The following is a 25,371-nucleotide window of genomic DNA, read 5'->3' on the forward strand; positions in this document are numbered from 1 at the left end:
GTCACGTCCGCTTCGGCGCGTTTTCCTTCACGAAGTCTATCGTCTCTTGCATCGGCGTTCCGGGGCCGAAGATGGCGTCGACTCCCTCTTCGAGGAGGGCCGGACGGTCTTCCTCGGGAATGATGCCGCCGACGATGACGAGCGTGTCGTCGAGTGCGCCGTACTCTTCGAGGCCGTCCATCACCTTCGGAACAAGCGTGTTGTGCGCGCCCGAGAGGATGGAGATGCCGAGGACGTTCACGTCCTCTTGGACCGTCGCCTGAATAATCTCGTCTGGAGCACGGTGGAGGCCGGAGTAGATGACCTCGAATCCCGCGTCGCGGAAGGCGCGAGAGATTACGTGTGCTCCACGGTCGTGCCCGTCCAGTCCCACCTTTGCGATGAGACACCGGATAGTCTGTTGTTCCGAGTCCGCGCTCATGGGCAGTGGTTCGCCGCCCCTCGGTTTGACTCTAACGGAAGATAAGGAAGGTTGGGAATCGACTCGCGTGGCCGACTCAGTTGCGTGGCCCGCCGACGAACTCGTCGAGGAAGTCGGCGATTTGCGAGTACGCCTCGATTCGGTTTTCGAGCTTCGAGAAGCCGTGGCCTTCGTCGTCGAAGATGAGTTCGCGGACGTGGGCGTGTTCGCGCGCCTCCTCGACGAGTTGATGCGCCTCGCTTACGGGGACGCGTGGGTCGTTCTCGCCGTGGAGGACGAAAAGCGGGGCGCGAATCTTCTCGATGTTGTTGAGCGGCGAGATAGATTCGAGGAACTCACGGTCCTCTTCGAGCGACCCGTACTCGGCCTCGCGGAGTTCGCGCCGCCAGTCGCCGGTGTTTTCGAGGAACGTGACGAAGTTGGCGATACCGACGATGTCGATGCCAGCGGCCCACAAGTCGGGATACTCGGTCATCGACGCGAGGACCATGAAACCGCCGTAGGAGCCACCCATAGCGACGATTTTGTCGGGGGCGACCGCCGGGTGGTCGTGGAGCCATCCGACCGCCGCCTCGATGTCGGCCACGGAGTCCATGCGCTTTTCCACGTCGTCGAGGTGGCCGTAGGCCTTCCCGTAGCCCGCAGACCCGCGGACGTTCGGTTCGAAGTAGGCGTAGCCCCGCGAGAGGAAGTACTGTTTCACCGCCGAGAACGACGGGCGACGCTGCGACTCGGGGCCGCCGTGGATGTCGACGATGACGGGCGTCTCGCCCTCGGGTGACTCCTCGGGAAGCGTGAAAAAGGCGGGAATGTCCCGCCCGTCGAAGGTCGGATAGTGGACGAGTTCGGGTGGGACGAACGTGTCTCTCGGGATGCCCGCCGTGGCCGCGCGCGACCAGCGTTCGGCCTCGCCGGTCTGGAGGTCCACGACGTAGACGTTCGCGGTGTCGGCGCTTGCAGTGACGGTGACAGCAGCGCGGTCTCCATCCGGCGAAAACGAGATACCGCCCGCGACACCCTTCGGAAGGACCGGTTCGGGGAACGTGTCGATTTCGCCCGGGGCGGTGAGTTCGCCGAACGTGAGTTCGGTGTACCCCTCGACGTTGCGGGCGTAGACGATACGCCGTGACTCTTCGTCGATGCCGACACCTTCGATTTCGTAGTCACCGCCGGATTCGACGAGCGAGAACTCACCCGAATCGAGGTTGTAGCGGACGAGTTCGAGCGTGTCGCTGCCGCGGTCCGACACCATATAGACGTTCTCGCCGTCGGGACCCCACGTGGCGCTCTGGAATCGAACGGTTCCCTGATGTGGCGTGATGTGCGTCAGTTCGCCGGTGGCGAGGTCGAGGACAGACACGTCCTGGTCGAAGTTCGAGTACGCCTCGGCGACGATGAGTTTCGAGTCGTCCGGTGACCAGCCGCCGAGGGTGAGCCATCCGTCGCCTTCGTGGACGAGTCGGGCGTCGGATTCCGTTTCGTCGCGGGCCTGCACGTACACGTCGAAGACCGAATTATCCCGGCGGTTCGAGGTGAAGGCGAACTGCTCGCCGTCGTGGCTCCATCCGCCCCAGCGGTGCTTGGCGTCGGGGCTCTGGGTTAGGTCCTCGATGACGCCCGTGTCGGGTTCGAGGCGGAACAACTGCTGGCGCTCGTTTCCACCCTTGTCCATCCCGAAGATGAGTTCGGGATTCTCCGGCGACCACGACGCGAACGTGACGCGCTCCTCGTAGAAGGTGCGTTGTTCGGGCCACACGCCGGGGTCGTCCACGGTCCACACCTGCGGGACGCCAGTGGTGTCCATGAGAAACGAGAGGCGCTCGCCGTCGGGAGCGAAGGAGGCACCGTAGGCGCTCCTGATGTTGAGATACCGCTCGATATCGTATGTTCGCATACCATCAGCATTGGCGCGGTGGCGAGAAATCGGTTTGGGTGTCAGAACTCCGAGAATCTCGCGCCTTCAGCGGCCAAGAGTTTCAGGGGACGATTTCCGCCTGTACTCGACGGTCGGGGACACAGAGGACCGTTCCCCGTACTCGACAGTCCGGGGTGTTCCGGTAGCGTCTGCCTCAAAAAGCGGTATCGGGTCGGTGGCGTCGGCGAGGTGGTCGGCCCACCGTTCCCTGAGCGCTCGGTGGTGTCTGGTACGGCGTCGATGCCGTGTTCAGATCATTCCTTCTTCTTTGAGTCCCGCGATAACGTCGTCGACGAGACTCTCTGCGTCTTCGTACGGGAAGTCCTGGTGCTTGCCGAGCTTCGCGGCGAGTTCCATCGCCGTGATAGTCGTGTCGCCGGCTTCGAACTTCGTGCCCGGACCGTTCGGGAGTGCGGGAACGAGCGACATCTGATTTTTCACGGGGAAACTCGCGTTCTCGAACGCGTCCATGAACTGCTCGCGGAGCTGGGATTCGACATCGGACATACACGCTACGTCCACAGAGAAGTGGAAAAGAGTTCCGGAACAACAAACAACTCGTTTGGTGTTTGTTGGGCAGTACCATACGTTCAGAGAAGACTGATGGACTTATCTACAGCGGCAAATCATGCACAACCATGAACTTCGACTTCGACCGTCTGAAGGAACTTACTGAGACAAGCGGCGTTCCCGGATACGAAGACCGAATCCGCGCCATCGTCCGCGCGGATCTCGAAGAGACGACAGACCGCGTCCGCGTCGACGCGATGGGGAACGTCGTCGGGACCATCGAGGGCACGGGCGAGTACGAAGTCGCCGTCGCCGCCCACATGGACGAGATTGGCTTCATGGTTCGCCACATCAACGACGACGGGTTCCTCCAACTCGACGCGCTCGGCGGCTGGGACCCCCGCGTCCTGAAGGCGCAGCGCGTCACCGTCCACACCGGCGACGAGGACCTCACGGGCGTCATCGGCTCTGTGCCCCCGCACACGCTCACTGAAGAGCAGAAAAAGAAGGACCCGAAAGTCGAAGACGAGTACGTCGACCTCGGTCTCCCGAGCGAGACGGTCGAAGAGAAAGTCTCCGTTGGCGACCTCGTGACGATGGAACAGACGACGGTCCGCATGGGCGACCACATTACGGGCAAGGCCATCGACGACCGCGTCTGCCTGTTTGCCATGCTCGAAGCCGCCCGCCGCATCGAGAACCCCGACGTGACCATCCACTTCGCAGCGACCGTCCAAGAGGAAGTCGGTCTCCGCGGCGCACAGGCGCTGGGCGTCGACCTCAACCCCGACCTCGCGCTCGGTCTCGACACCACCGTTGCGAACGACGTGCCCGGCTTCGACCCCGCGGACTACGTGACGGAACTCGGTGAGGGCGCAGGTATCAAACTCAAAGATTCTAGCGCCATCGCGAACCCGAAGGTCCACCGCCGACTCCGCAAAGTCGCAGAAGAAAAAGAGATTCCGTTCCAGATGGAACTGCTCCCCGCTGGCGGCACGGACACCGGCGGCTTCCAGAACACCTACGGTGCGAAGCCTGTCGGTGCCATCTCGATGCCGACGCGCTATCTCCACACCGTCACCGAGAGCGTCCACGTCGACGACGTTGACGCCTACATCGACCTCTTGACCGCCTTCTTGGAGAGCGAGACGGGCGACTTCGACTACACGCTCTGAACAGCGTCGACACACTGCGGCGAATTTTTCCACGGCCGGTCCCGTCACCCTGCAAATTGAGGCTCGACCGATGGGGTCCGGCCGACGCGAACCAAAGTATTCACTACAGGCCCACACCAAGCGCCGGACATGACCGACGGCAACGTGGATATGTCTCGGCGGGCGTTCCTCGGGGCGGCCGCAGGTGGCGCGGCGGTTGCCGCCACCTCGGGAACGGCCGCGGCGCAAACGGAAGAACCCGATTTCGGTGGCTGGCTCGATGGTATCGATGGCGGCTACGAAGACCTTCGTGGCCAGAGCGAAGTCACCATCGAGGTTGGTGCTGAGGGGAACGGCGGCGCACTCGCCTTCTCACCCGCTGGCATCTGGGTCGACCCCGGAACGAAAGTGACGTGGGAATGGACCGGCGAAGGCGGTGGCCACAACGTCAAGATGGAAGAAGGCTCCGCAGGTCTCGACTCCGGCGCTCCAGTCGCCGAAGCCGGGACGACCTACGAGTACACCTTCGAAGAGGGCGACGCCGGCATCTCGAAGTACTTCTGTGAGCCGCACAAGGCACTCGGCATGAAGGGCGCAGTCGCCGTCGGTGGCGACGTTGCGACTGTCGAGGTTGGTGGTGGCGGCGGAGCGAACCTTCCGAGCGTCCCGGACAGTGCAAAGGCGCTCGGCGTCGCAACCTCGTTCGCGATGGTCGCAACGCTCGGCCTCGCGTACTTCTTCATGAAGTACGGCGGCGACTACGAGATAGACGAGTAATCTCGCCTTCTCTCTCCAATTTTCACCGGCCGCGAGCGGCGGTGCTGTCCTGCTATCTTGCTTCAACGGAGACGAGCGCCGTCAGAAGAAGCCGTAGTCGTCTCTCTCCGTTCGATACACGTCTTCGAACTGGTCGACGACGCTGCGGAAGTCGTAGCAGGCGAAGTCCTCGTCCACAGTCTGGTGGTCGAATCTGCGGGCGGCCACGATTTCGTCTGCGAGTTCCTGCGGGTTCGTGACGAGCGACCCGCGTTCGCGACCCTCGACGAGTTCGTGGGCCGACGAACGCGCCTGATACTCGACGATGCTGACGCACCCGCAGGCGAGCGCCCACAGCAAGTTCGTCGCGAAGGGCTCGACTGTCGCGGTCTGTGCGAAGACGTGTGCGCCCTTCAGGATGGGCACCGCTTTCTCGGCGGGCAGTTCGCCGAGGAACTCGACGCGGTCGTCGATTCGGAGGTCTCGGGCCGTCTGCTCGGCCGCCCCTCGCTCCGGCCCGTCGCCGATGACGACCGCGTCCCAGTCTTTGTCGCGGAGTTCGGCGAGCGCGAGCAGGAAGCTCTCGACGTTCGCGTGTTCGTCGAGGTCGCGGGCGTAGACCACGTCCGCGCGCTCTTTGACCGGAGCGTCGCGGACGAGACCCATGTTGAGCGGTTCGGGGACGAGGCGGGTTGCGTCGGCCGACGCGCCCAGTTCCCGCACCTGCGTCCGAACCATCTCAGAGGGGACGACGACCGCGTCTGGCGCTTTCGCGGCCCGACGATAGGCCCGTCGACCACCGCGGCCGTCGCGGTTCCACCAGTCGGCGACGACCGGGGTTCGAAGAAATCGTGCCGCAGTTTTGACCGCCGTCACGTGTGATGGCGGGTGGTTTACCACCTGAATCACGTCCGGCGAAACATCGCGGAGGACGAACGGAACTTTCGAGGCGAACGCGCCGACCGACGGCGACTCGGTCACCCGGCGGTAGGCTACGTTCTGGTGTTCGAACTCCGGCACTTCGCCGTCCCACCACTGCGCACAGAGGACGGTGACCTCGTGGCCGCGGTCAGTCAGGAGTTCGGCCGTCCGTCGCGTCCGTCTCGTTGCACCCGTCTCTTCGTGGTGCGTCGTGTACATCGAGACGAGCGCGATTTTCATATTCGCCGCCACTACGCGATGCAATAAAAATCCACAGCTTTCGGTGCTGGACGAGTGGTCGCCGAACCCTCAGGAGCCATCGGGAAACGGCTCAGGCGACCATCGAAAAGCGACTCAGGTGACTCCCGGGGACGCTCAGGCGACGACCGGAACGACGAGCGCGGCCGCCCGCGAGGCGATGTACTCCCATCCGTAGATGTGGTTGAGAAGGAAGTACGTGACGACGCCGAGTGCGAGCGAGAGCAACCACGCCCCCGCGGCGATGCGGCCGACCTTCCGGTGCGGGGTCTGCGTTCGCAACTCGCCTTCGGAGTGCGTCAGGCCGAGGACGAGCGCGTAGAGGACCACCGGTACCGAGACGATAGAGAGGATGATGTGAATCGCCAGCATCGCCAGATACGGGTAGTACGCGAGTGCCGGGCCGACGAACTCCTTGGTGCCGCCCCCACCGATTTTCGTGAGGTACATCACGAGGAACACGAGGATGAGCGTGAAGGACGTAATCATCGCGGCCTTGTGCTTTCGAACCTCGTTGCGGCGAATCCAGCGCCACCCCATCGCGATGACGAAGACGTTCAGCGTGTTCACCACCGCAATGGCGTCCGAGAGGCGGTTTACCTGTTCGAGCGACAACTCGGGGAAGACGGTGCCGGGGACCAAGCCGAAGAAGGTACCGACGACGACCGTGTAGCCGACGACCGAGAGGACGGCGGTCACGGCCGCGGCGTGTTCCTTCAGCGGGTTATCGGCGCTCGCAGTTGCCATGGCCGGGGGTTAGGAAGGAGCCGTCTTGCCTCTTCGGGTTCGGGTCGGGAAAGAGAGGGGTCAAGCCTTTTAGATAACGCCCGTAATCGTCGCCGCCTCGATAGCGGCGTCCTCGCTCACGCCGTCGCCGAGGATGGTGTACCGGTCGCGAATCTCGTGGGCGGTCGTCAGTGCCTCGATGACCGTTTCGTCGTCGATGCCGAGTTCGTCGGCCGTGGTGGGCGCACCGACCGTCGAGAGGGCGTCACGGATGTCCTGCCACTCGCCGCGCGCGCCGCTGTGGAAGTACTCGGTCAGAATCGAGCCGACCCCGACCTGATGCCCGTGAAGGGCGCTTCCGGGGGCGATGCGGTCGAGTTGGTGCGAAAAGAGGTGTTCCGCACCCGAGGCGGGACGGGACGACCCGGCGATGGACATGGCGACGCCGGAAGAGACGAGCGCCTTCGTGACAATCCACGCGGACTCTTCGAGACCGGGTTTGATGGAGTCGGCACTCTGGACGAGCATCTCGGCGGTCATCTGCGAGAGCGCGCCCGCGTACTCGGAGTACTCGACGTTCTTCAGACGGTGGGCGAGTTCCCAGTCTTTGACCGCCGTGTAGTTCGAGATGATGTCGGCACAGCCGGCAGTCGTGAGTTCCCACGGCGACTCCGCGAGGAGTTCCGTGTCGGCGACGACGGCCAAAGGCGGGTCGGCAGCGACCGAGTGGCGGGTGTCGCCCTCGGGAATCGACGAGCGCCCGGAGACGATACCGTCGTGGCTCGCGGCGGTCGGAACCGAGACGAACCCGCAGTCGAGGCGGTCGGACGCCATCTTCGCCACGTCGATTGGCTTCCCGCCGCCAAGGGCGATGAGGTAGCCCACGTCGTGCTCGCGACCTACTTCGACGACGCGTTCGACCGACTCGAAACTCGCTCGGTCCAAAGTGACCGTCTCGACGCCTTCGAACTGCTCTCTGACGCGGTCGCCAGCGATACGCTCGGGGGTGGGACTCGTGACGAGAAGCGGCGACCCAGACAGGTAGAGTTCGGCCACCGCGTCGCCGAGTTGGTCGAGCACGCCGTGGCCCTGGAGTACGTTCCGCGGGAGTTTGATCCACGTCGATTTATCGAACATAGCCGAAAGTCGGCTACGCCGGTTCATAGTGTTTCTCGTCTCAGGAGGGTACCCATCTCTTCGTACGGAACAATATATCAAACTATCAAACTGTCGTATGATTTAACATACCCCGGTGCACAGCAAAGGCACCCGCCATCACACGGGTACGCATACCATGGCAAGCAGACGACGATTCCTCAAGACGACAGCAGCAACGATTTCTGGACTCACCGTCTTCGGTGCGACGTCCGGGGCGGCCGCGTCGGTTCCGTACGTCTCGACCCGCGACCACTTCGACGACGATGCGAATCTCACGTCCGGCCACACCGCTCGCGGCTACGACACCTCCGGCGACGTTCCTATCGTGGACACCGGTAGCGTCTCCGACCTGACCGTGTTCGCCCACGGTTGGGACAAGAATAGGGACGACCCAGAACAGGCGGCCCTCGACAAGATAGCCAAAGCGGACACCAAACTCAGTGAGGCTAGCTACGACGGCGCGGTCGTCGGGTACACGTGGGACAGCGACAAAGGAGACGGCTGGGAGTTCGGGTGGTTCGAGGCTCAAGAAATCGCCCAGAAGAACGGCCGAAAACTCGCACAGTTCGCACTCGACGTCAAGCGTGCCTCCCCGGAAACGACGATTCGGTTCGCCAGCCACTCGCTCGGTGCGCAAGTCATTTTCAGCGCGCTTCGAACGCTCGACGGTCGCAGCGCGTGGACCGACCCGGGGTACAAAATCGAAACGATGCACCCGCTCGGCGCTGCGACGGACAACGAAGTGCCCGGAAAAGAGGAGGGCCGCGCGACGTACGAGGCCATCCGCGACCGCGCAGGTCACGTCCACAACTACCACAACGAGGCCGACGATGTCCTCCAGTGGGTCTACAACACCATCGAATTCGACCAGGCGCTCGGTGAGACCGGCGTCGAAAGCGGCGACACGCCGCCCGCGAACTACACGGATCACGACGTGGAAAGTCAGGTCGGCGACGATCACGGCAACTACCTCAACACGCTCGGCGACGACATCGTCGGCGACATGTGAACTGAGGCGACTGCCGACTCCAATTTTTGAACGCCCGCCCCGGTCTCAGATGACGAGCGCCTGTACCGCGTCCCAGAGGAAGAAGACGCCGAACCCGCCGAGGACGACGGCGCTGATACCGGCGACAACCGGAGCAAACGAATCGACTCGCTGTTCGGCCGCGACGAGCGCCGCCGGGAAGCCAGTTGCCCAGATGGTGATACCGCCGAAGAAGCCGACGATGAGCGCGGGCGTCCCCGTCTCGACGATGAGGAGGTTCGAGAGTGACGCGCCGACGTAGGGGGTGTGCGAGAGCACGTCAACCGTCCCGGTTTCGAGCAAGCCGACGCCGATAGTGAGCCAGAAGAGAATCTGGTACGGGTTCGTCAGCGCGAGGAGGAACGCTTTCGTGAACCCGGCGCTGTCGGTGTCGGGGTCGGCGGCCTCTCGGAAGGTCGTGTTTGTCTCCTGTGCGGCACCGTAGGCGAAGTAGAGCATGAGAACGCCACCAGCGCCGACCATCGCGCCGCGAATCGTCGGGAACTGTTCGACGAAGGCAACGAGGCCGAACGCGGCGAGGACGAAAAACAGCGCGTCGGCGCTCATCGCACCGAATCCGGCGCGTGCACCGGCGGCCCATCCGCGGACGACGCTCTCCTCTGCGATGACGGCGTTCATCGGGCCGGGCGGGGCGGCGAGGGCGAGGCCGAAGACTAACCCGGCACCGAGTGAAGGGAGCGTAGACATCGACTACGCTTGGGCTGTAGTCGTGAAAAATCACGCGAAAGGACTGATACGGGGTGGCAGGCTGGTCAGAAGAGCGACAGCAACGCGTCGGCAAGGGCCTCGACGAGCGTCTCCCACGCTGAAAATCCGGTGAAGATGGCGACGGTTGTGTCGAGGGCAAAAAAGCCAAACAGCGCGGCGGCACCGAGATACGCCGTGCGCGTGTCGAAGCGGTCTGAAAACCGGTGGAAGAAGTACGCGTTGGCGATGCTCACCGGGATAATCGCGAGCATCTCGCCCGCCCAAATCGCCGGGTGCGCGCCGTACTGCACGGCGAGTCCGATAGTGACCAGTTGGGTCTTGTCGCCAACCTCACCGGCCGCCATCATCGCGAAGATGGGGAAGAAGCCACCGAAGCGCGTGCTCGTGAGTTCGCGGCCGAACACGGACGGTGTGAACTCGTCCTCCGCACTGCCGTCTTCCGAGAAGCCACCGTCGGTCACTGCGGGAGAGTTGTCACCAGACAGTGCCGCGCGGAACAACAGCACCGCAAAGAGAGTAAACAGTATCGCGGTGACCGCGTCGAGCGCGACCGGTGGCAGGGCAGTCTTGAGTACCTGTCCGAGCGAGATTTCGAGCGCGGTCCAGATGGCGAACGCCGACCCGGCCGCCGCGACGACGACTTTCGGGTCGTACCGCGTCGAGAGACCGGCGATGATGAACTGTCCCTTCTCACCCGGCAGGACGGCCAACTGGGCGATGAGTGCGACGACGAGAATTTCCGTCCATGCGGTCACGCAGTGGTCACACCTCCGTCGTCACAGTCTTCGTCGGGGGTGCGAACGCGAATCGTGCGAGCGACGGAGTCGGGGAGGCTCTGTTCCGTGTCGGTTTCGACGACACGGACCGTAACCATCCCGAACGGTGCGATGTCGGTCACTTCGATGACCGTCTCGGGGGTGATTCCCGCATCCGAGAGATATTCCAGTTCCTCGGGGTTGCGGTCGCTGACTCGACAGACGACGAGCGTGTCGCCGACGTCGTGGTCCGAGAGCGTCGAGAGACCCGAGGAGTCCGGCGGCGTCAGGTCGGCGCTTGGAATCGGGTCGCCGTGGGGGTCCACCTTCGGATTGCCGAGCGCGGCGGCGACACGGCGCTCGAACTCCTCGCTGATGTGGTGTTCGAGCGCGTCGGCCTCCTCGTGAACCTCGCTCCACGAGTAGTCGAGATGTTCCGTGAGATACGCCTCGAGCAGGCGGTGGTGGCGTAACACTTCGAGTGCGACGGTTTGGCCCTCGTCGGTCAACTCGACGCCTTTGTACTTCTCGCGTTCGACCAGTCCGCGGTCTTCGAGTTTGCCGATCATGCTCGTCACCGTCGGGGGCGTCTTCCCGAGGTGCTCGGCGATATCGGACGTGGACACCGGCGGGCCGTGTTCCATCTGGAGGGAGTAAATTGCCTTCAAATAATCCTCCATCACGTCGCTCAACATACCCCGGATTAGACGAGTCTAAAACAAATATCTGGTGGAGAAAATCGACGCTTCAGATGCCCTGACCCATCAGATGGCTTCGGAGGATGTCGGCGTTCTTCGTCCCGGACTCGGTGTTGACGACGACGACGGAATCGTCCTCGTCGAACTCGTCTGCGAGGTCCCAGACGGCCGCGAGCGCGACGCCACCTGCCGCACCGACTTCGACGCCTGCTGCCTGTGCCGCGGTGACTGCCGATTCGAGAGCGTCGTCGTCGCTGACTGTCGTTGCGAGGCCGTCGGACTCCTCGATGGCACGGAGCGCGAGCGACCCGCCTTCGGGGTCTGGAATCTCCAGTTCGCCGACGATAGTATCGGGTTGGTTCCAGGTTTCGACCTCGTCGTTTCCGGCCTCCCACGCAGTTGCGAGAGGCGCGCACCCCTCGGGTTGCGCCGCGACGAGACGCGGAACCTCGTCCACGAGACCGAGTTCGACGAGGTCGCTGAAGCCTTTGAAGACGCCGTAGACGAGTTCGCCCGTGGCGGCAGGGAGGACGACCCAGTCAGGAACATCCCAGTCGAGTCGTTCGGCGATTTCGTAGGCGATGGTCTTCGCGCCCTCGTGACGGTAGGGGTTGTCGAACTCCTGCAGCGTGTACCAGTCGCTCTTGAGTTTCTCGTGGAGCGCCGACAGCGCGTCGGGATACCGGCCACCGACGACGTTCATCTGGCCGCCGTGGACGTTCACCATCGCCTTGTTCGGGAACGGGGTCCGCGAGGGGACAAAGCCGTAGGAGCGAACGTCGATGAGACCCGCGTAGGACGCCGCCGACTGCGCCCCGTTGCCGGGAGAGGCGTGCGCGACGACTTCAGCGTCGACCTCGCGGGCCGCCGTCGCCGCCAGTGAGAAGCCCCGGTCGAGGAACGTGCCCGTCGGGTTGCGGCCTTCGTCCTTGATGAGAAGCGACCCAACCGCCGCCTCGTCGCCGAGTGAAGATGCGTCGACGAGTGGCGTCGCGCCCTCGTTCGCGGTCACGGGGGCAGAAAATGGGAGTAGTTCGCGGTACCGCCACATCGTATCGTACGGGCGCTCGGCGAGCGTCTCGGCATCCCACTCGACGGCATCGAGGTCGTAGGTCGGGTCGAGCGGCGCACCAGCCTCACTACGACCGGTCGCGTCGGCGTCGTACTCGGTGCCGGTCGCCGCACACTCCAGCCCGGAGAACGTGTCGGACGATTGCATAGGCGGCCCTTACGGGGGGAGGGACTAAGCCCTTCTCGTCGGCCGATGGCGGACACCCGCAGGGGCTTTGTGTCGTCCGTCCAAGAGACGGGGTATGGACGATAGTCACATCGTGGTCGTCGGCGCGGGACTCGCGGGGCTCGTCGCCGCGCGGCACCTCGCCACCGACGGGGCCGAGGTCACCGTCGTCGAACGCCGTGACGAAGTCGGCGGTCGCGTCCGAACCCGGACGAAAGACGGCTACACCCTCGACCGCGGGTTTCAGGTCCTCTTGACCGACTACCCCGAGGTCCGACGCGAACTCGACCTCGACGCCCTCGACCTGCGGCGGTTCACGCCGGGGGCGACCATCTGTCGGCCGAGTCGGCGGTCCGTGCTCTCCGACCCGTTCCGGGACATCGAGAGCCTGTTCGACTCCCTCCGAAACCCGGAGGTCACGATGAGCGACAAACTCCGAACCCTCGCGCTCAGACAGGACGTGAGTACGCGCGACGAGGCCGAGATATTCGACGCTCCCGACCGGAGCATCCGCGACCACCTCCGTGACTGGGGCTTCTCCGAGGACTTCATCGAACACTTCGTCGCGCCCTTCTACGGCGGCATCACCCTCGACCGGTCGCTTTCCACGTCGAAACGCGTCTTCGAGTACACCTTCAAAATGCTCTCGACTGGGTCGACCGCAGTCCCCGCCGAGGGGATGCAGGCGATTCCTGAACAGCTCGCGGCGGCCGCCCGCGATGAAGGGGCGACGATTCGTCTCGGCGAGCGCGTGGAGTCGCTTCGCGGCGATGCTGACGGTGCAGTCGTCACCACCGGCTACGAGTCGATAGCAGCCGATGCGGTCGTCGTTGCGACCGACCCGAAGGAAGCGCGGCGACTGACGGGCGTCGAGTCGATTCCGAACGAGGCGCGCGGGTGCGTCACCCAATACTACACGCTACCCGCCGACAGCGGGCTGGACGCGGGCAAACGAATTATGCTCAATGCGGCCGACCCCGACCCTAACACAATCGTCCCACTTTCGACCGTCGCACCCGAGTACGCCCCCGACGGGATGGAACTCCTGAGCGCGACGTTCCTTGGGTCGGCCGTACAGGACGAGTCCGAAGAAGCCCTGTTCGAGCAGACGCGCCGAACGCTCGAAGCGTGGTATCCCGAGCGCTACTTCCCCAACCTCGAACGACTCCACACCGACTACGTCTCGTTCGCGCAGTTCTCCCAACCGCCGGGCGTTCACGATTCACTTCCCGACACCCGCGACCCCGCCGGGCGGGCCTACCTCGCGGGTGACTACACCGCGTGGTCGTCGATTCAAGGCGCGATACGGAGCGGCCGTGAGGCAGCCGAAGCCATCACTCGAGACCTCACGAACTGACCTGCTCGCCTCTGTCGGACCTCAGAGCAACCGCCGCAGTTTCTCCAACGGCGGAAACGTGAGCGTCTCGCCAGCTTCCTCGTCGCGAACGAGCGGCCGAAACGCGCCCACGTCTTGTACCATCGGTGACTGGAAGTCGGCAGCGCGCATCTGATTTACCTCGACGCCGCCCGCGAGTCGGGTAAACGCCGGGAGCATCAACACGTCCGCGCCGCGATACGCCTCGGGACCGTAGAGGACGCACGGCCGCGTTCGGCCGTCGATTGTGAGAGTCGGGTGGTCGTGGCCGACGACGTGCAGGTGAGACGACCCGTCCGGGTGGCGGTGGCCGTGTGAAATCAATGAATTGTCGTCCAGTCGGTACTCGTGGTGGAGGTCGGCCGACTGCTTCTCGTCGTGGAGGTTGGCCGACTGCTTCTCGTCGTGGTCGTCGCTCGACCACACCTCGGCGAGCATCGTGTCGTGGTTGCCCGCGACGAACACGGGACGCGACCCGGCGTCTCGGCACGTCTCCGCGAGCAGTTCGACCGTCTCGACAGCACGGTCTGAAACGCGGTCGAATCGGTGGAGCACGTCACCGGCAAAGACGACCTCACGGGGGTCGAACTCCTCGCAGAGGGCCGCGAGGCGTTGTGAGAGGTCCGTGCGCTCGCCAAGCGGGTACGACACGTCCGGCGCTTCGGCGCGTCCGACGTGGAGGTCAGAAAGGACGAGGGCGTCGGCAGTCGGGAGGTAGATGGCGCGGTCACGCACGGCGAGACTGAGCACGCTCAGTAGGAGGGGTGGCGCGGACAAAGGCGCTCCGCCACACAAAAGCGACGAATCGAGCGGCCCGACGGCGGCGGAGCGGGGGCCTTTTTAGGAGACGGGTCCGTCAATCGGGTTATGAGCGGCCCCCTCGAGGACAAGCGAACAGCGACGAGACTCCGCATCCTCGCCGAGATTGCCGAACGCCAACCCGCCGTGAGCCAAGGCGAGATTGCCGAGGCGGTCGGCGTGACAAGTCAGGCAGTCTCCGAGTACATCCGCGGTCTCGTCGAGGACGGACTGGTCGAAAAGGAGGGGCGCTCGCGCTATCGCGTGACCAAACAGGGCGTCGATTGGCTCTTTCAGGAGGTTCGCGCCCTCCAGCGCTTCGCCGAACACGTCACAGACGACGTCTTAGAGAGCGTCAACGAGGACGCCTACATTGCGACCGACGACATCTCCTCGGGCGAGACAGTGACGCTCTCGATTCGAGACGGTCTCCTCCACGCCGAACCCGGCGAGGAAGGGCCGGCAATCGGCGTCGCAACTACCGACGCGGAGGCGGGCGGCGACGTGAGCGTCACCGGGTTCGAGGGCGTCATCGAAATGGAACCCGGAACCGTGCGTGTCCTGCAACTTCAACCGGCACGACTCGGCGGGAGCGCTGAGGCCGACCTTGATGCGCTCGCGGCGAGTTGCGACGATGCGGATATCGTCGTCGCCAGCGGCGTCGAAGCGGTCGTCGCCTGCCGACGAGCGAACGTCGACCTCACGACGTGGTTCGCACCGGGTGAGGTCGCCGCGGACGCCGCCGCTCGCGGCCTCGACGCCGTCGTCGTCGCCAGCACCGACGCCGCCGGGCGCGTGACGGATGCACTCCGTGACGCGGGCGTGATGTTCGAAGTGACAGAACCGTAGGCTCCTTTTCGGAGGTGGGCGGCCCCCTTCTCGAAGAATCAGTCCTCGGCGTGGTCGCGCGCCATCGCGTACGCCTCGCGGAGTTGGCGGAAACTCTCACTGTCGCCGCCGTGGTCGGGGTGAACGTCTTTTACCTGATTCCGATACGCATCTCGGACCGTACTGGTGGACGCGTTCGGAGAGACACCCAGTCTGTCGAACGCTGCCGAGACGGGGTCGTCGAAGTCAGACAGTTCCGGTTCGATGGTTGGCACGTCGAACGGGAGTCGCCGTCCGAGTTGGTGGCCCGGCATCTCGTGTTCGCACAGTACGGTGTAGACCCCGGCCCGTTCGAGGCGGAAGAACGCCTGTGCGTCGAACGTGATGGCGACCCCTCGCTCGGGGAGGTAGAACGCGATTTCCTCGCCGTGGATGGACCAGTCTTCGACGAATTGCTCGTCGATAGCGGCGAGGTAGTCGCGGATTTCGTGGCGGCGACGACCGACGCCGTCGACTCGGGTCGCAGCGGAGACCTGTGGCTCCGGAAAGAGGCGGTTGCCGACGACGAAGATTCCGGCGACCACAACAGAGGTCGCTGCACCCACTACGAGGCCGACGACGAGCCACGACGGGAGCAGAACTGTCCACTCCGGGAACACGCTAGAAATAACGCGGTGAACGACTAAGAACCCCTCGCCGACCCCGCTTCCCTGTTGCTTCCCTCGGACGAACGGACAGTGTGTTCGACCGGACTATCTAGTCGAATCCAAAGATACATTGGCTTTCCACACGAACAACGAGGAAGTATTCTGTGCGACTCGCGTCGATGGCCGCTCTGTGGCCCGAAACGCCCGAATTTCGGTTCGAGCAACAATTTCATACTCGCCTCCGAGTGAGTTTTTATTCACTCATGTGACGTTCGCAAACTTCTTTATCGGTGTGTGGGACCATACTGATACCACATGGCTGTAGTCTGGCTGGACGACGTACGGTCCGACGACCTTGACCTGGTCGGCGGCAAAGGCGCGTCACTGGGCGAACTCACGAGCGCGGGGCTTCCGGTCCCGCCGGGGTTCGTCGTAACGGCGGGCACGTACCGTTCCTTCATCGAGGACTCGGGAATCGACGACGAACTCTTCTCCGCGGTTGACGTCGACCACGAAGACTCTGCGGCGCTGAAAGCGGCTCACGAGGCAGCACACGACCTCATCATGGAGGCGCCGATGCCCGAGAGTGTGCGCGAGGAGATTCTCGACGCCTACGGGAGTCTCGGTGAGGGAGACGCCTTCGTCGCGGTTCGGTCCTCGGCGACGGCGGAAGACCTTCCTGACGCCTCCTTCGCGGGGCAGCAAGAGACGTTCCTCAACGTCACCGAGGACGACCTCCTCGAGCGCGTCAAGGAGTGCTGGGCGTCCCTGTTCTCCGAGCGCGCAATCTACTACCGCAACCGGAAGGGCTTCCCCCACGACAAGGTCGATATCGCGGTCGTCGTCCAGCAAATGGTCGACTCCGAGAAGTCTGGTGTGATGTTCACGCGGCACCCCTCGACGGGCGACGAACAGGTCATCGTCGAAGCCGCATGGGGCCTCGGCGAAGCCGTCGTCTCCGGCACCGTCTCGCCCGACAACTACGTCGTCAGTCGCGAGACCGGCGAGGTGGAGACGGCCACCATCGCCGACAAGAAGATGATGTGCATCCGCGACGAGGAGACCGGCGAAACCGTCGACCGCGAGGTGCCGAACGAAAAGCGCCACGCACGCGTCCTCTCGGACGCGGAACTCGACAGACTCGTCGAACTCGGCGAACTGGTCGAAGACCACTACGACGCACCGCAGGACGTCGAGTGGGCCGTCTACGAGGGCGAAGTGTACATGCTCCAGTCGCGCCCGATTACGACGATTTCGGGCGAGGAAGACGATTCGGAAACCACGGAATCGTCCTCGACCGGTAACGGCGACGTGCTCCTGCGTGGTCTCGGCGCAAGCCCCGGCATCGCTTCGGGTCGCGCCCGCATCGTCACGAAACTCGACCACCTCGACCAGGTGGGCGAAGGCGACATCATCGTGACCGAGATGACGATGCCCGACATGGTGCCCGCGATGAAGCGTGCCGCCGGCATCGTCACCGACGAGGGCGGCATGACCTCCCACGCCGCTATCGTCTCGCGCGAACTCGGCGTTCCCGCCGTTGTCGGTACCGGCGACGCAACCGCGACCATCTCCGACGGCGATGTCATCACCATCGACGGCGACAAGGGGACCATCCGCGAGGGCGAGGAACCCGAAGAGAAACAGCGCCAACCCGTCGAGGAAGCACGTCCCAAGACGCCCGTCAAGCCGATGACTGCGACGGAGGTCAAGGTCAACGTCTCGATTCCGGAAGCCGCGGAACGCGCCGCAGCGACCGGCGCAGACGGTGTCGGCCTGCTCCGCATCGAGCACATGGTGCTGACGCTCGGCAAGACGCCCGAGCGCTACATCGAGCAGAACGGCGAGCGCGCCTACGTCGACGAGATTATCTCCGGCGTTCGTGAGGTCGCAGAGGAGTTCTACCCGCGACCCGTCCGGGTTCGCACCCTCGACGCGCCGACAGACGAGTTCCGCCAACTCGAAGGCGGCGAGAACGAACCGCGCGAGCACAACCCGATGCTCGGGTTCCGTGGCATCCGCCGCGGCCTCGACAACCCGAGCGTCTTCCGCCTCGAACTCGACGCGTTCCGGCGACTCTTCGACATGGGGTACGACAACGTCGAAATCATGTTCCCCCTCGTCAACGACGCCGAAGACGTGTTGCAGGCGAAAGAGCACATGATAGAAGCGGGTATCGACCCCGAAAAGCGCGAGTGGGGTGTCATGATTGAAACTCCGGCCGCGGCGCTCGGCATCCGCGAACTCGCCGACGTGGGCATCGACTTCGCCTCCTTCGGGACGAACGACCTGACGCAGTACACCCTCGCGGTGGACCGCAACAACGAGCACGTCGCCGACCTCTACGACGAACTCCACCCGGCCGTGCTCAAACTCATCGGCGACACCATCGAAGCGTGCCGCGAAGAGGGCGTCAAGACGAGTATCTGCGGCCAGGCCGGTTCGAAACCGAAGATGGTCCAGTTCCTCGTCGACAACGGCGTCAGTTCCATCTCGGCCAACATCGACGCCGTCCGTGACGTACAACACGAGGTCAAGCGCGTCGAGCAGCGTCTCCTCCTCGACTCGGTCCGCTGAGGCCTCGGGACGCGCTCTCCCCTCTCACCGGGACGCGCTCTCCCCTCTCACCGGGACGCGCTCTCCCCTCTCACCGGGACGCGCTCTCCCCGCACACACTGACGCGCACGTCGCTCTCACATTCGCGTCAGCACGAATCGCCCACGAAACCGAGGCTCGCCTTTTTGTCCGTCTCGCCCGTCTCTTCGTACCGTGAGGTCTGTGATTCTCCGATGTCCTCTTCCGCCGAGTCAACCGCCGCCCGAGCGGGTATCGTCGCCCACCTTCGCGCCGTTGCCGTCGCTATCGCACTCGTCGTCACCAGTCTCCTCCTCGGAATCGTCCTTACCCTCGCGGTGTTCGTTCCGCTCGTTGCCCTCGGTATCCCGTTGGCGGAGAGTCCGAGTGTCGTCCTGCTCGCCGCGTTGATACCGTCGCAACTGGCGTTCGCCACCGTCGGCATCCTCGCCACCGTGACTCTTCTCGACGGGGTGCCCGTTCGCGTCCCCACACGGCACGACTTGCAGTGGGTCGGTCTCGGACTGCTCGGAAGTTTCGGTGCCGTGTCGCTTCTTGTCGTGGCATCGACGTTCGTCGACCTCAGTCCGCTTCAGTCGGTCGTCGGCGATGCAGCGGAAGCAAACCCGGGGTTGCTCGTCGCGCTCGCGCTCCTGTCTATCGTCGTCATCGCGCCCGCCGAGGAACTGCTGTTTCGCGGCGCGGTTCAGGGGCGACTGCGGGCGACGTTCGGTCCCGTCGGTGCTATCGGTCTCGCCAGCGCTCTCTTCGCGTCGCTCCACGTCTTCAACTTCGTCGGCGGCGGCGTCCTCGTGCTCGTCCCGCTTGCGACGCTGTTTCTCGTCGGCGCAGTCCTTGGGACCGTCTACGAGCGCACTGACAACCTCGTCGCACCAATCGCGGTCCACGCGCTCTACAACGCGACGCTGTTTCTCTCGACGCTCGTGACAGGGTGAGCCTGCCGCTCGACATGTATCACGGGGTGAGCCACACCGTCGCAATGGAGCGGAACCGATATACTGGGTGCCCATATACAGGGATGCATGCAGCGCGCGGCACCGCAACAGTTCGACCGCGTCCTCTCGTCGATGTGTACCAAGCCACATCCGGCCGCCCGCGAGGCCGCAGAACGATTTCTGGCGACGAATCCCGGCGACCCAGCCACCTATCAGGCAGTGGCCGCCCAGGAGGAGGACGCCCTCGCGTCCCTCGGGGAGATAACCGGCCTCGACGACCCACACGGCTACATCGCCAGCGGCGGGACAGAGGCGAATATTCAGGCGATTCGAGCCGCGCGAAACCTCATCCGAGACGACGACCCGAACGTCGTCGCCCCCGAGAGCATCCACTTTAGCTTCCAGAAGGCCGCCGACGTGCTCGGCGTCGAGTTGCGAATCGTCCCAGTGGGTTCAGACTACCGGGCCGACATCGAGGCGGTCCGCGAAGCGGTGGACGACCACACGGTTCTCGTCGCGGGCGTCGCCGGAACCACCGAGTTCGGCCGCGTCGACCCGATTCCAGAACTCACCGACATCGCACACGACGCTGGCGCGCTCATGCACGTCGACGCCGCGTGGGGCGGCTTTATCCTCCCCTTTACCGACCACGAGTGGTCGTTCGCCCACGCGCCGGTCGATTCCATGACCATCGACCCTCACAAGTACGGGCAGGCGGTCGTCCCCGCGGGCGGCCTCCTCTTCCGGAACAAGGAGGTGCTGGACGCGCTGGCAGTCGACACGCCGTATCTCGAATCCGCGTCGCAGGCGAGTCTCACCGGAACGCGAAGCGGTGCTGGCGTCGCGTCCGCCGCGGCCGCGATGCGCGAACTGTGGCCCGACGGCTACCGCGAGACGTACGAACGCCAGCAGGCGAATGCGAACTGGTTCTACAACGAACTCGTCACGCGCGGCTACGACGCTGTCGAACCGGAACTGCCGTTGGTGGCCGCTCGCCTCCCTGAACCCGAATTCGAGTCGCTTCGGGACCTCGGGTGGCGCATCTCGCGGACCGCCTCCGGCGAACTCCGCGTCGTGTGCATGCCGCACGTCACCCGCGAGTCGCTTCGGGCGTTCCTCGCAGACCTCGACGATATCGCACGAGGCCCGGTTCGCAACTAACCCGAACCTGAAAGCTTACAACCGCCTAGTTGTGACCCTCTGGTGTGACACTCGCCGCGTTCGTATCGCTCACTGATTTGGCGTTGGGCCTCTTTCCCGACTTCTCGTGGCTCGCTTCACTCGTCGAGACGGCGACCGGGTGGGTCGGATTGGCCATCATCTTCGTCTACTCGTTCCTCATCGCCTTTGCCCTCCCCGGCGTGAGCGAAATCGTTCTCGCGGCACCCCTCGACCTCGGATTGTCCCGTGGGCTCCGCCTCGCGCTCATCATCCTCGTCAGCGGCGCTGGAAAGGCGGCGGGCAGCGTCTTCGCGTTCCACATCGGCCGCGAGACGAAAGAGTCGGGCTACTTCGAGCGGTTTCTCCAACGACTCCCGGTGGACGTGATGGGGTGGTCCGAGCGGCAGGCGGTCCAAATCGCCCAGAACTGGGGCTTCGCCGGTCTCGCCGCCGCGCTCTGTGTTCCCGGCTTTCCCGACACGCTCTCCATCTACGCCTTCGCCGTCCTCGAAGACGACTACGTTAAGTTCGCCGCGGCGACGTTCGTCGGGTCGTGTGGCCGTCTCATCGTGACGCTCGCCGGTATCGAGGCTATCGCGGCGGTTATCTGAACCTATCCGAATCTACTGTAGCCGCACCTTTTATATTCACTCTCGCTCTTCTTCCCGATGTGACAGCGACGGGCCTCCCCGACAACATGCGCATGCGCACTTCCTTTTAGCCACGGGTGGACCCGTTCTCGGCGCTCGTCGCGGTAACACACGGCGAGTCCGAACCCGGCGAACCCCGGGCCGTCTCCGCATCGACTGCTAGACGCATCCGTACCGGCGGGCTTTAGGCCCGCATCCGAGATACACGACATATATGAGCCACGAGGACTTTCCGACACAGAACCCAGCGGTGGTGACGTGCGGGTTGCCCTACGCCAACGGCGACCTCCACATCGGCCACCTTCGAACGTACGTCGGCGGCGACATCTACAGTCGCTCGCTGCGAACACTCGGCCAAGAGACCGCCTTCGTCAGCGGGTCCGACATGCACGGCACCCCAGTCGCCGTCAACGCCGAGAATGAAGGCGTCACGCCCGAGGAGTTCGCGCTTCGCCACCACGAGAAGTACAAGGTGACGTTCCCACGTTTCAACATCGACTTCGACAACTACGGCCACACGCACGACGAGACGAACACCGAACTGACACAGGAAATCGTCCGCACCCTCGAAGCCGAGGGCTACGTCTACGAAAAGGAGATTCCGGTCGCCTACGACCCTGACGCAGACCAGTGGCTCCCTGACCGCTACGTCGAGGGGACCTGTCCGTACTGCGGCGCACACGCCCGCGGCGACGAATGTGACGAAGGCTGTGGTCGCCACCTCGAACCCGGCGAAATCGAGAACCCGACTTCGGTTCGCACCGGCAACCCCGCAGAGTACCGCGAACGCAAACACAAGTTCTTCGCCGTCTCCGACCTGCAAGAGTACCTTCAGGAGTTCATCGACCGCCTCGAAGGGACCTCGAACGCCCAGAACCAGCCGCGAGACTGGATCGAAGGCGAACTGCAGGACTGGTGTATCACCCGTGACATGGACTGGGGTATCGACTACCCCGGCGACGAAGAGGACGAACTCGTCCTCTACGTCTGGGTGGACGCCCCAATCGAGTACATCGCCTCGACGAAGCAGTACACAGAGCGCGTCGGTGCCGACACCTTCGACTGGGAGCAGGCGTGGAAGGAGTCCGGTGTCTCTGAATCCGGCGAGGATTCGGAGGCTCGCCGGACCTCGTCCGGCGGTGACATCGTTCACATCATCGGCCGCGACATCATCCAGCACCACACCGTCTTCTGGCCAGCGATGCTCAAGGGCGCGGGCTACACCGAACCGCGCGCTGTCATGGCCTCCGGGTTCATTACGCTCAACGGCAAGGGCTTTTCGACGTCCCGCAACCGCGCCGTCTGGGCCGACGAGTACCTCGACGAGGGCTTCCACCCCGACCTGCTTCGCTACTACCTCGCCACCAACGGCGGGTTCCAGCAGGACGTCGACTTCTCGTGGTCGAAGTTCCAAGAGCGCGTAAACAACGAACTCGTCGGAACCGTCGGCAACTTCCTCTACCGGTCGATGCTCTTTGCCTACCGCAACTTCGAGGGGACGCCCGAGGCGGACCTGTCTGCCGAAGTCCGCGACCGTATCGAGGAGGCCGTCGTGGAGTTCGAAGCGGGCCTCAACGACTACTCGATTCGGAAGTCCGGCAACGCCGCGGTTCGCCTCGCGCAGTTCGGCAACGAGTACATCCAGCGGAACGAACCGTGGAAGCTCACCGACGAGGACCCCGAGACCGCCGCGCAGGTCATCCGCGACTGCGTCCAGATTGCGAAGGCCGTGGCCGTCCTCTTCCAGCCCGTCGCACCCGACAAGATGCAGGCGCTCTGGGAGCAACTCGGCGAAGAGGGCGCTGTCGCGGACGTTGGCACCGACGCCGTATTCGAGGTGCCACCCGCGTCGTTCGACGAACCCGAGGCACTCTTCGAGAAAATCGAAGACGAGCGCGTCGAGGAACTCAACGAAAAGCTCGACGAGCGTGTCGCCGCGACGGAATCCGAAAGCGACGAGTCAGAGGCGGGCGCAGACGACGATATGGAAGCTGACTCTGACCTCGAACCCATCGCCGACGACCGCATCTCCTTCGAGGAGTTCCAGAATCTCGACCTCCGCGTCGGCGAGATTCTCGACGCCGAGGGCATCGACGGTGCCGACAAACTCGCAAAGTTGACCGTCGACATCGGCGTCGAAGAGCGCCAAATCGTCGCCGGTATCAAGCAACTGCACGACCTCTCGGAACTGACCGGAAAGAAGGTCATCATCGTTGCCAACCTCGAAAAGGCTGAACTGTTCGGCACCGAGTCCAACGGCATGCTCCTCGCCGCTGGCGAGCAGGCCGACCTGCTGACGACCTACGACGACGCCGTCCCCGGCACGAAGGTCCAGTAACTCGCCTGCACGCGAGATTTCAGTACTCACCTTCGAGCGAGAGTTTCGATTCGAATCCGAGCACAGTTTCGGAGCCGATATCTGTCCTGACTGCCGAGCGGTGGCTATGAAAGTCGATGGCCGAACCGTCGTCGGTGTCGTCGTCGTGGCCGTCGTGGCCGTGCTCGCGTTCGGAATACTGGGCGGGTCCGCAGGGATGCTGACCGTCGAACAGGTAGACGAACTCCCGCAGGGACAGGGTGCCGTCTCGTTCAACAACCTCGACCCCGACCAGCGCGAGGCCTTCCGAGAGGCGCTCCGGACCGGTGAGGGCGTTGAACTCCCGAACGAGGCCGCTCGAAACGAGTTCGTCGACCCCGGATACGTCCGATACGACGGCGGAATCTACAAAACGACGGTTACGTCGAACTGAACCGAGGCGACAGGCGCATTCGACACTCGTTTTCTTTTCGAACGTCGCGCCGCAACCGGAGTCACTTTGAGCGATGACGGAGGAGCGTCAGGTATGCGACACCCCGGTTCGCTCGTCGTGTCACTCGTCGTGGTACTCGTCGTCCTCTCCGCGGGCTGTCTCGGCGGGAGCAACGGAACGGGCCAGTTGACCGTCGAACAGGTCGACGAACTGCCGACGGGTGAGGGAGCCGTCTCGTTCGACAACCTCTCGTCGAATCAAAAATCGGTGTTCGAAAAAGCGCTCGCAACCGACGGGAGCGCGACACTTCACAAAGGAACGGACCGAAACGAGTTCATCGACCCCGGCTACGTTCGGTACGACGGGAAACTATACAGGACCAGCGTGGCGGTCCCCTGACCCCAAACGCCTACTTCGGCGGCCTGAGCCGGTAGTACCGGCGATTGAGGTTGTACATGTAGCCCTCTTTCATCGTCTTGAGCACCGCGTAGGTGATGGTCCCGAAGACGATGGGCAACAGGAACGTCAGGTCGAAAAGCAGGTTGACGTCCAGCGGCATGAGGTTCTTGATGGCGAGCAGGCTAATCGTCAGCGCGAACACCACACCGAAGACGCCGACTGCCGCCCAGAACGGCTCTTCGACGGGACGCCGCGCACTTCCCTTGTTGAGGAACGGCACGATGGCGATGAAGCCGACGACGACACCGTTGGCGAGGACGCCGTAAGTCCGGTCGGCCATGATTTTCTGCCCGCCGAGGATGGCGACTTCGGGATTCAGCGGGTTGAGCTTGAGCAGCCCGAACGACCAGTAAAGGTACCAGTCCGGAAGAATGATGGCTGGCGTCTGACTCGGATTCGCGGGCGCGCCGATGTGGGGCGGCATCGTCGCCGAGAGGAATAGAATCATGCCGACGAAGAACGACGCAATCGAGAGGTTTCGAACCGTCTCGTGAGGCCACGTCGGGAACGCCAGCACGTCGCGTTCGACGTAGTCGGAGGACTGTCTGACCGTCTGGTCCTCGTAGCGGGAGCGCTCGAAATACTCGTAGGTGAGTCGCGCAAGCCCCGTCTTGCGCGCCTTCCGCTCGCTCCACGTCGGCGTCTCGTCGTCCGGCGGCACAGGCCCCGTCGGTAGGCCACCGTCGCCCGCAGGTGAACTGTCCCCCCCAGACGTGTCACCCCCCTCCGCTCCGCCATCGGTTCGGAGTGAGTCGTCGGTCCGGCGCATGACCCTACGTTGGTCTCCGAGAGCAAAAATGATGCGACAAGTTCACATATGCCAAATTCGATGGTCGTGCGGACAGAGACTCAATAGTGTACGTATGTGAACCCATTACTCGACACCGAGTTCATCATTGGGCTTTTTT

General features: G+C 63.9%; 25 protein-coding genes. 12 read left to right on the plus strand and 13 right to left on the minus strand.

Annotated elements, in window-relative coordinates:
- Position 1 precedes the first annotated feature (1 nt).
- The 3 genes from ACH9L7_RS08795 to ACH9L7_RS08805 all read right to left on the minus strand — a co-directional run bounded on the left by ACH9L7_RS08795 (position 2) and on the right by ACH9L7_RS08805 (position 2,843).
- Positions 2-421: a cobalamin B12-binding domain-containing protein gene (locus tag ACH9L7_RS08795; protein ID WP_396610346.1), complete on the minus strand. Its 420-nt coding sequence runs from the start codon at positions 419-421 to the stop codon at positions 2-4.
- 76 nt (positions 422-497) lie between these two features.
- Positions 498-2,315 (minus strand): prolyl oligopeptidase family serine peptidase, encoded by a 1,818-nt coding sequence (locus tag ACH9L7_RS08800; protein WP_396610347.1) that lies wholly within the window; start codon positions 2,313-2,315, stop codon positions 498-500.
- A gap of 270 nt (positions 2,316-2,585) precedes the next feature.
- Positions 2,586-2,843 carry an MTH865 family protein gene (locus tag ACH9L7_RS08805; protein WP_396610348.1) on the minus strand — a complete coding sequence of 86 codons (258 nt, stop codon included), beginning with the start codon at positions 2,841-2,843 and terminating at the stop codon, positions 2,586-2,588.
- Positions 2,844-2,974: 131 nt separating this feature from the next.
- Between ACH9L7_RS08805 and ACH9L7_RS08810 the strand changes: the two genes are divergently transcribed.
- Both ACH9L7_RS08810 and ACH9L7_RS08815 read left to right on the plus strand, forming a co-directional pair.
- On the plus strand, positions 2,975-4,021 hold the full coding sequence (locus ACH9L7_RS08810) for a M42 family metallopeptidase (RefSeq protein WP_396610349.1): 1,047 nt from the start codon (positions 2,975-2,977) through the stop codon (positions 4,019-4,021).
- Between the two features lie 129 nt (positions 4,022-4,150).
- On the plus strand, positions 4,151-4,777 hold the full coding sequence (locus ACH9L7_RS08815; RefSeq protein WP_396610350.1) for a halocyanin domain-containing protein: 627 nt from the start codon (positions 4,151-4,153) through the stop codon (positions 4,775-4,777).
- Positions 4,778-4,858: 81 nt separating this feature from the next.
- Here ACH9L7_RS08815 and ACH9L7_RS08820 read toward each other — a convergent pair whose 3' ends face one another.
- From ACH9L7_RS08820 to ACH9L7_RS08830, 3 genes are all read right to left on the minus strand, one after another.
- A complete protein-coding gene (locus ACH9L7_RS08820; RefSeq protein ID WP_396610351.1) occupies positions 4,859-5,917 on the minus strand; it encodes a glycosyltransferase family 4 protein in 1,059 nt (352 codons plus the stop codon).
- A 135-nt stretch (positions 5,918-6,052) separates the two neighbouring features.
- Positions 6,053-6,682 carry a DUF420 domain-containing protein gene (locus ACH9L7_RS08825; protein ID WP_396610352.1) on the minus strand — a complete coding sequence of 210 codons (630 nt, stop codon included), beginning with the start codon at positions 6,680-6,682 and terminating at the stop codon, positions 6,053-6,055.
- A 69-nt stretch (positions 6,683-6,751) separates the two neighbouring features.
- Positions 6,752-7,798: an NAD(P)-dependent glycerol-1-phosphate dehydrogenase gene (locus tag ACH9L7_RS08830; RefSeq protein WP_396610353.1), complete on the minus strand. Its 1,047-nt coding sequence runs from the start codon at positions 7,796-7,798 to the stop codon at positions 6,752-6,754.
- 157 nt (positions 7,799-7,955) lie between these two features.
- Here ACH9L7_RS08830 and ACH9L7_RS08835 point away from each other — a divergent pair, with 157 nt between their 5' ends.
- Positions 7,956-8,828, plus strand: coding sequence for an alpha/beta hydrolase (locus ACH9L7_RS08835; RefSeq protein WP_396610354.1), 873 nt, complete (start codon positions 7,956-7,958; stop codon positions 8,826-8,828).
- A gap of 45 nt (positions 8,829-8,873) precedes the next feature.
- Here the strand turns inward: ACH9L7_RS08835 and ACH9L7_RS08840 are convergent, their stop codons facing one another.
- From ACH9L7_RS08840 to ACH9L7_RS08855, 4 genes are all read right to left on the minus strand, one after another.
- Positions 8,874-9,554: a LysE family translocator gene (locus tag ACH9L7_RS08840; protein ID WP_396610355.1), complete on the minus strand. Its 681-nt coding sequence runs from the start codon at positions 9,552-9,554 to the stop codon at positions 8,874-8,876.
- Positions 9,555-9,619: 65 nt separating this feature from the next.
- Positions 9,620-10,330 (minus strand): TMEM165/GDT1 family protein, encoded by a 711-nt coding sequence (locus ACH9L7_RS08845; RefSeq protein ID WP_396610356.1) that lies wholly within the window; start codon positions 10,328-10,330, stop codon positions 9,620-9,622.
- Positions 10,327-11,025 carry a metal-dependent transcriptional regulator gene (locus ACH9L7_RS08850; RefSeq protein WP_396610357.1) on the minus strand — a complete coding sequence of 233 codons (699 nt, stop codon included), beginning with the start codon at positions 11,023-11,025 and terminating at the stop codon, positions 10,327-10,329. The genes ACH9L7_RS08845 and ACH9L7_RS08850 overlap by 4 nt, the downstream gene beginning before the upstream one ends.
- 52 nt (positions 11,026-11,077) lie before the next feature.
- A complete protein-coding gene (locus ACH9L7_RS08855) occupies positions 11,078-12,247 on the minus strand; it encodes a pyridoxal-phosphate dependent enzyme (protein ID WP_396610358.1) in 1,170 nt (389 codons plus the stop codon).
- Positions 12,248-12,341: 94 nt separating this feature from the next.
- Here ACH9L7_RS08855 and ACH9L7_RS08860 point away from each other — a divergent pair, with 94 nt between their 5' ends.
- On the plus strand, positions 12,342-13,622 hold the full coding sequence (locus tag ACH9L7_RS08860) for an NAD(P)/FAD-dependent oxidoreductase (RefSeq protein WP_396610359.1): 1,281 nt from the start codon (positions 12,342-12,344) through the stop codon (positions 13,620-13,622).
- A 21-nt stretch (positions 13,623-13,643) separates the two neighbouring features.
- Here ACH9L7_RS08860 and ACH9L7_RS08865 read toward each other — a convergent pair whose 3' ends face one another.
- Positions 13,644-14,390, minus strand: a complete 747-nt coding sequence (locus ACH9L7_RS08865) for a metallophosphoesterase (RefSeq protein ID WP_396610360.1) — start codon at positions 14,388-14,390, stop codon at positions 13,644-13,646.
- 117 nt (positions 14,391-14,507) lie between these two features.
- On the opposite strand from ACH9L7_RS08865, the gene ACH9L7_RS08870 reads away from it, so the two are divergent.
- Positions 14,508-15,287, plus strand: coding sequence for a MarR family transcriptional regulator (locus tag ACH9L7_RS08870; protein ID WP_396610361.1), 780 nt, complete (start codon positions 14,508-14,510; stop codon positions 15,285-15,287).
- 38 nt (positions 15,288-15,325) lie between these two features.
- Here ACH9L7_RS08870 and ACH9L7_RS08875 read toward each other — a convergent pair whose 3' ends face one another.
- Positions 15,326-15,925 carry a J domain-containing protein gene (locus tag ACH9L7_RS08875; protein ID WP_396610362.1) on the minus strand — a complete coding sequence of 200 codons (600 nt, stop codon included), beginning with the start codon at positions 15,923-15,925 and terminating at the stop codon, positions 15,326-15,328.
- Positions 15,926-16,228: 303 nt separating this feature from the next.
- Here ACH9L7_RS08875 and ppsA point away from each other — a divergent pair, with 303 nt between their 5' ends.
- The 7 genes from ppsA to ACH9L7_RS08910 all read left to right on the plus strand — a co-directional run bounded on the left by ppsA (position 16,229) and on the right by ACH9L7_RS08910 (position 24,403).
- Positions 16,229-18,490 (plus strand): phosphoenolpyruvate synthase, encoded by a 2,262-nt coding sequence (gene ppsA, locus ACH9L7_RS08880; protein WP_396610363.1) that lies wholly within the window; start codon positions 16,229-16,231, stop codon positions 18,488-18,490.
- A 212-nt stretch (positions 18,491-18,702) separates the two neighbouring features.
- Positions 18,703-19,443, plus strand: a complete 741-nt coding sequence (locus tag ACH9L7_RS08885) for a lysostaphin resistance A-like protein (RefSeq protein WP_396610364.1) — start codon at positions 18,703-18,705, stop codon at positions 19,441-19,443.
- A gap of 87 nt (positions 19,444-19,530) precedes the next feature.
- Positions 19,531-20,604 (plus strand): tyrosine decarboxylase MfnA, encoded by a 1,074-nt coding sequence (gene mfnA, locus ACH9L7_RS08890; protein ID WP_396610365.1) that lies wholly within the window; start codon positions 19,531-19,533, stop codon positions 20,602-20,604.
- Between the two features lie 44 nt (positions 20,605-20,648).
- Positions 20,649-21,215 carry a YqaA family protein gene (locus ACH9L7_RS08895; RefSeq protein ID WP_396610366.1) on the plus strand — a complete coding sequence of 189 codons (567 nt, stop codon included), beginning with the start codon at positions 20,649-20,651 and terminating at the stop codon, positions 21,213-21,215.
- A gap of 253 nt (positions 21,216-21,468) precedes the next feature.
- Entirely contained in the window at positions 21,469-23,592 is a 2,124-nt protein-coding gene (metG, locus tag ACH9L7_RS08900) for a methionine--tRNA ligase (protein WP_396610367.1), read from the plus strand.
- Positions 23,593-23,698: 106 nt separating this feature from the next.
- Positions 23,699-24,004 carry a hypothetical protein gene (locus tag ACH9L7_RS08905; protein WP_396610368.1) on the plus strand — a complete coding sequence of 102 codons (306 nt, stop codon included), beginning with the start codon at positions 23,699-23,701 and terminating at the stop codon, positions 24,002-24,004.
- 93 nt (positions 24,005-24,097) lie between these two features.
- A complete protein-coding gene (locus tag ACH9L7_RS08910; protein ID WP_396610369.1) occupies positions 24,098-24,403 on the plus strand; it encodes a hypothetical protein in 306 nt (101 codons plus the stop codon).
- 10 nt (positions 24,404-24,413) lie between these two features.
- Here the strand turns inward: ACH9L7_RS08910 and ACH9L7_RS08915 are convergent, their stop codons facing one another.
- Complete coding sequence (locus ACH9L7_RS08915) at positions 24,414-25,232, minus strand: cytochrome bc complex cytochrome b subunit (protein ID WP_396610370.1); 819 nt, start codon at positions 25,230-25,232, stop codon at positions 24,414-24,416.
- Between the last annotated feature and the right edge of the window lie 139 nt (positions 25,233-25,371).

This window comes from Haloferax sp. S1W (genome assembly GCF_044593955.1).
Lineage (GTDB): Archaea > Halobacteriota > Halobacteria > Halobacteriales > Haloferacaceae > Haloferax.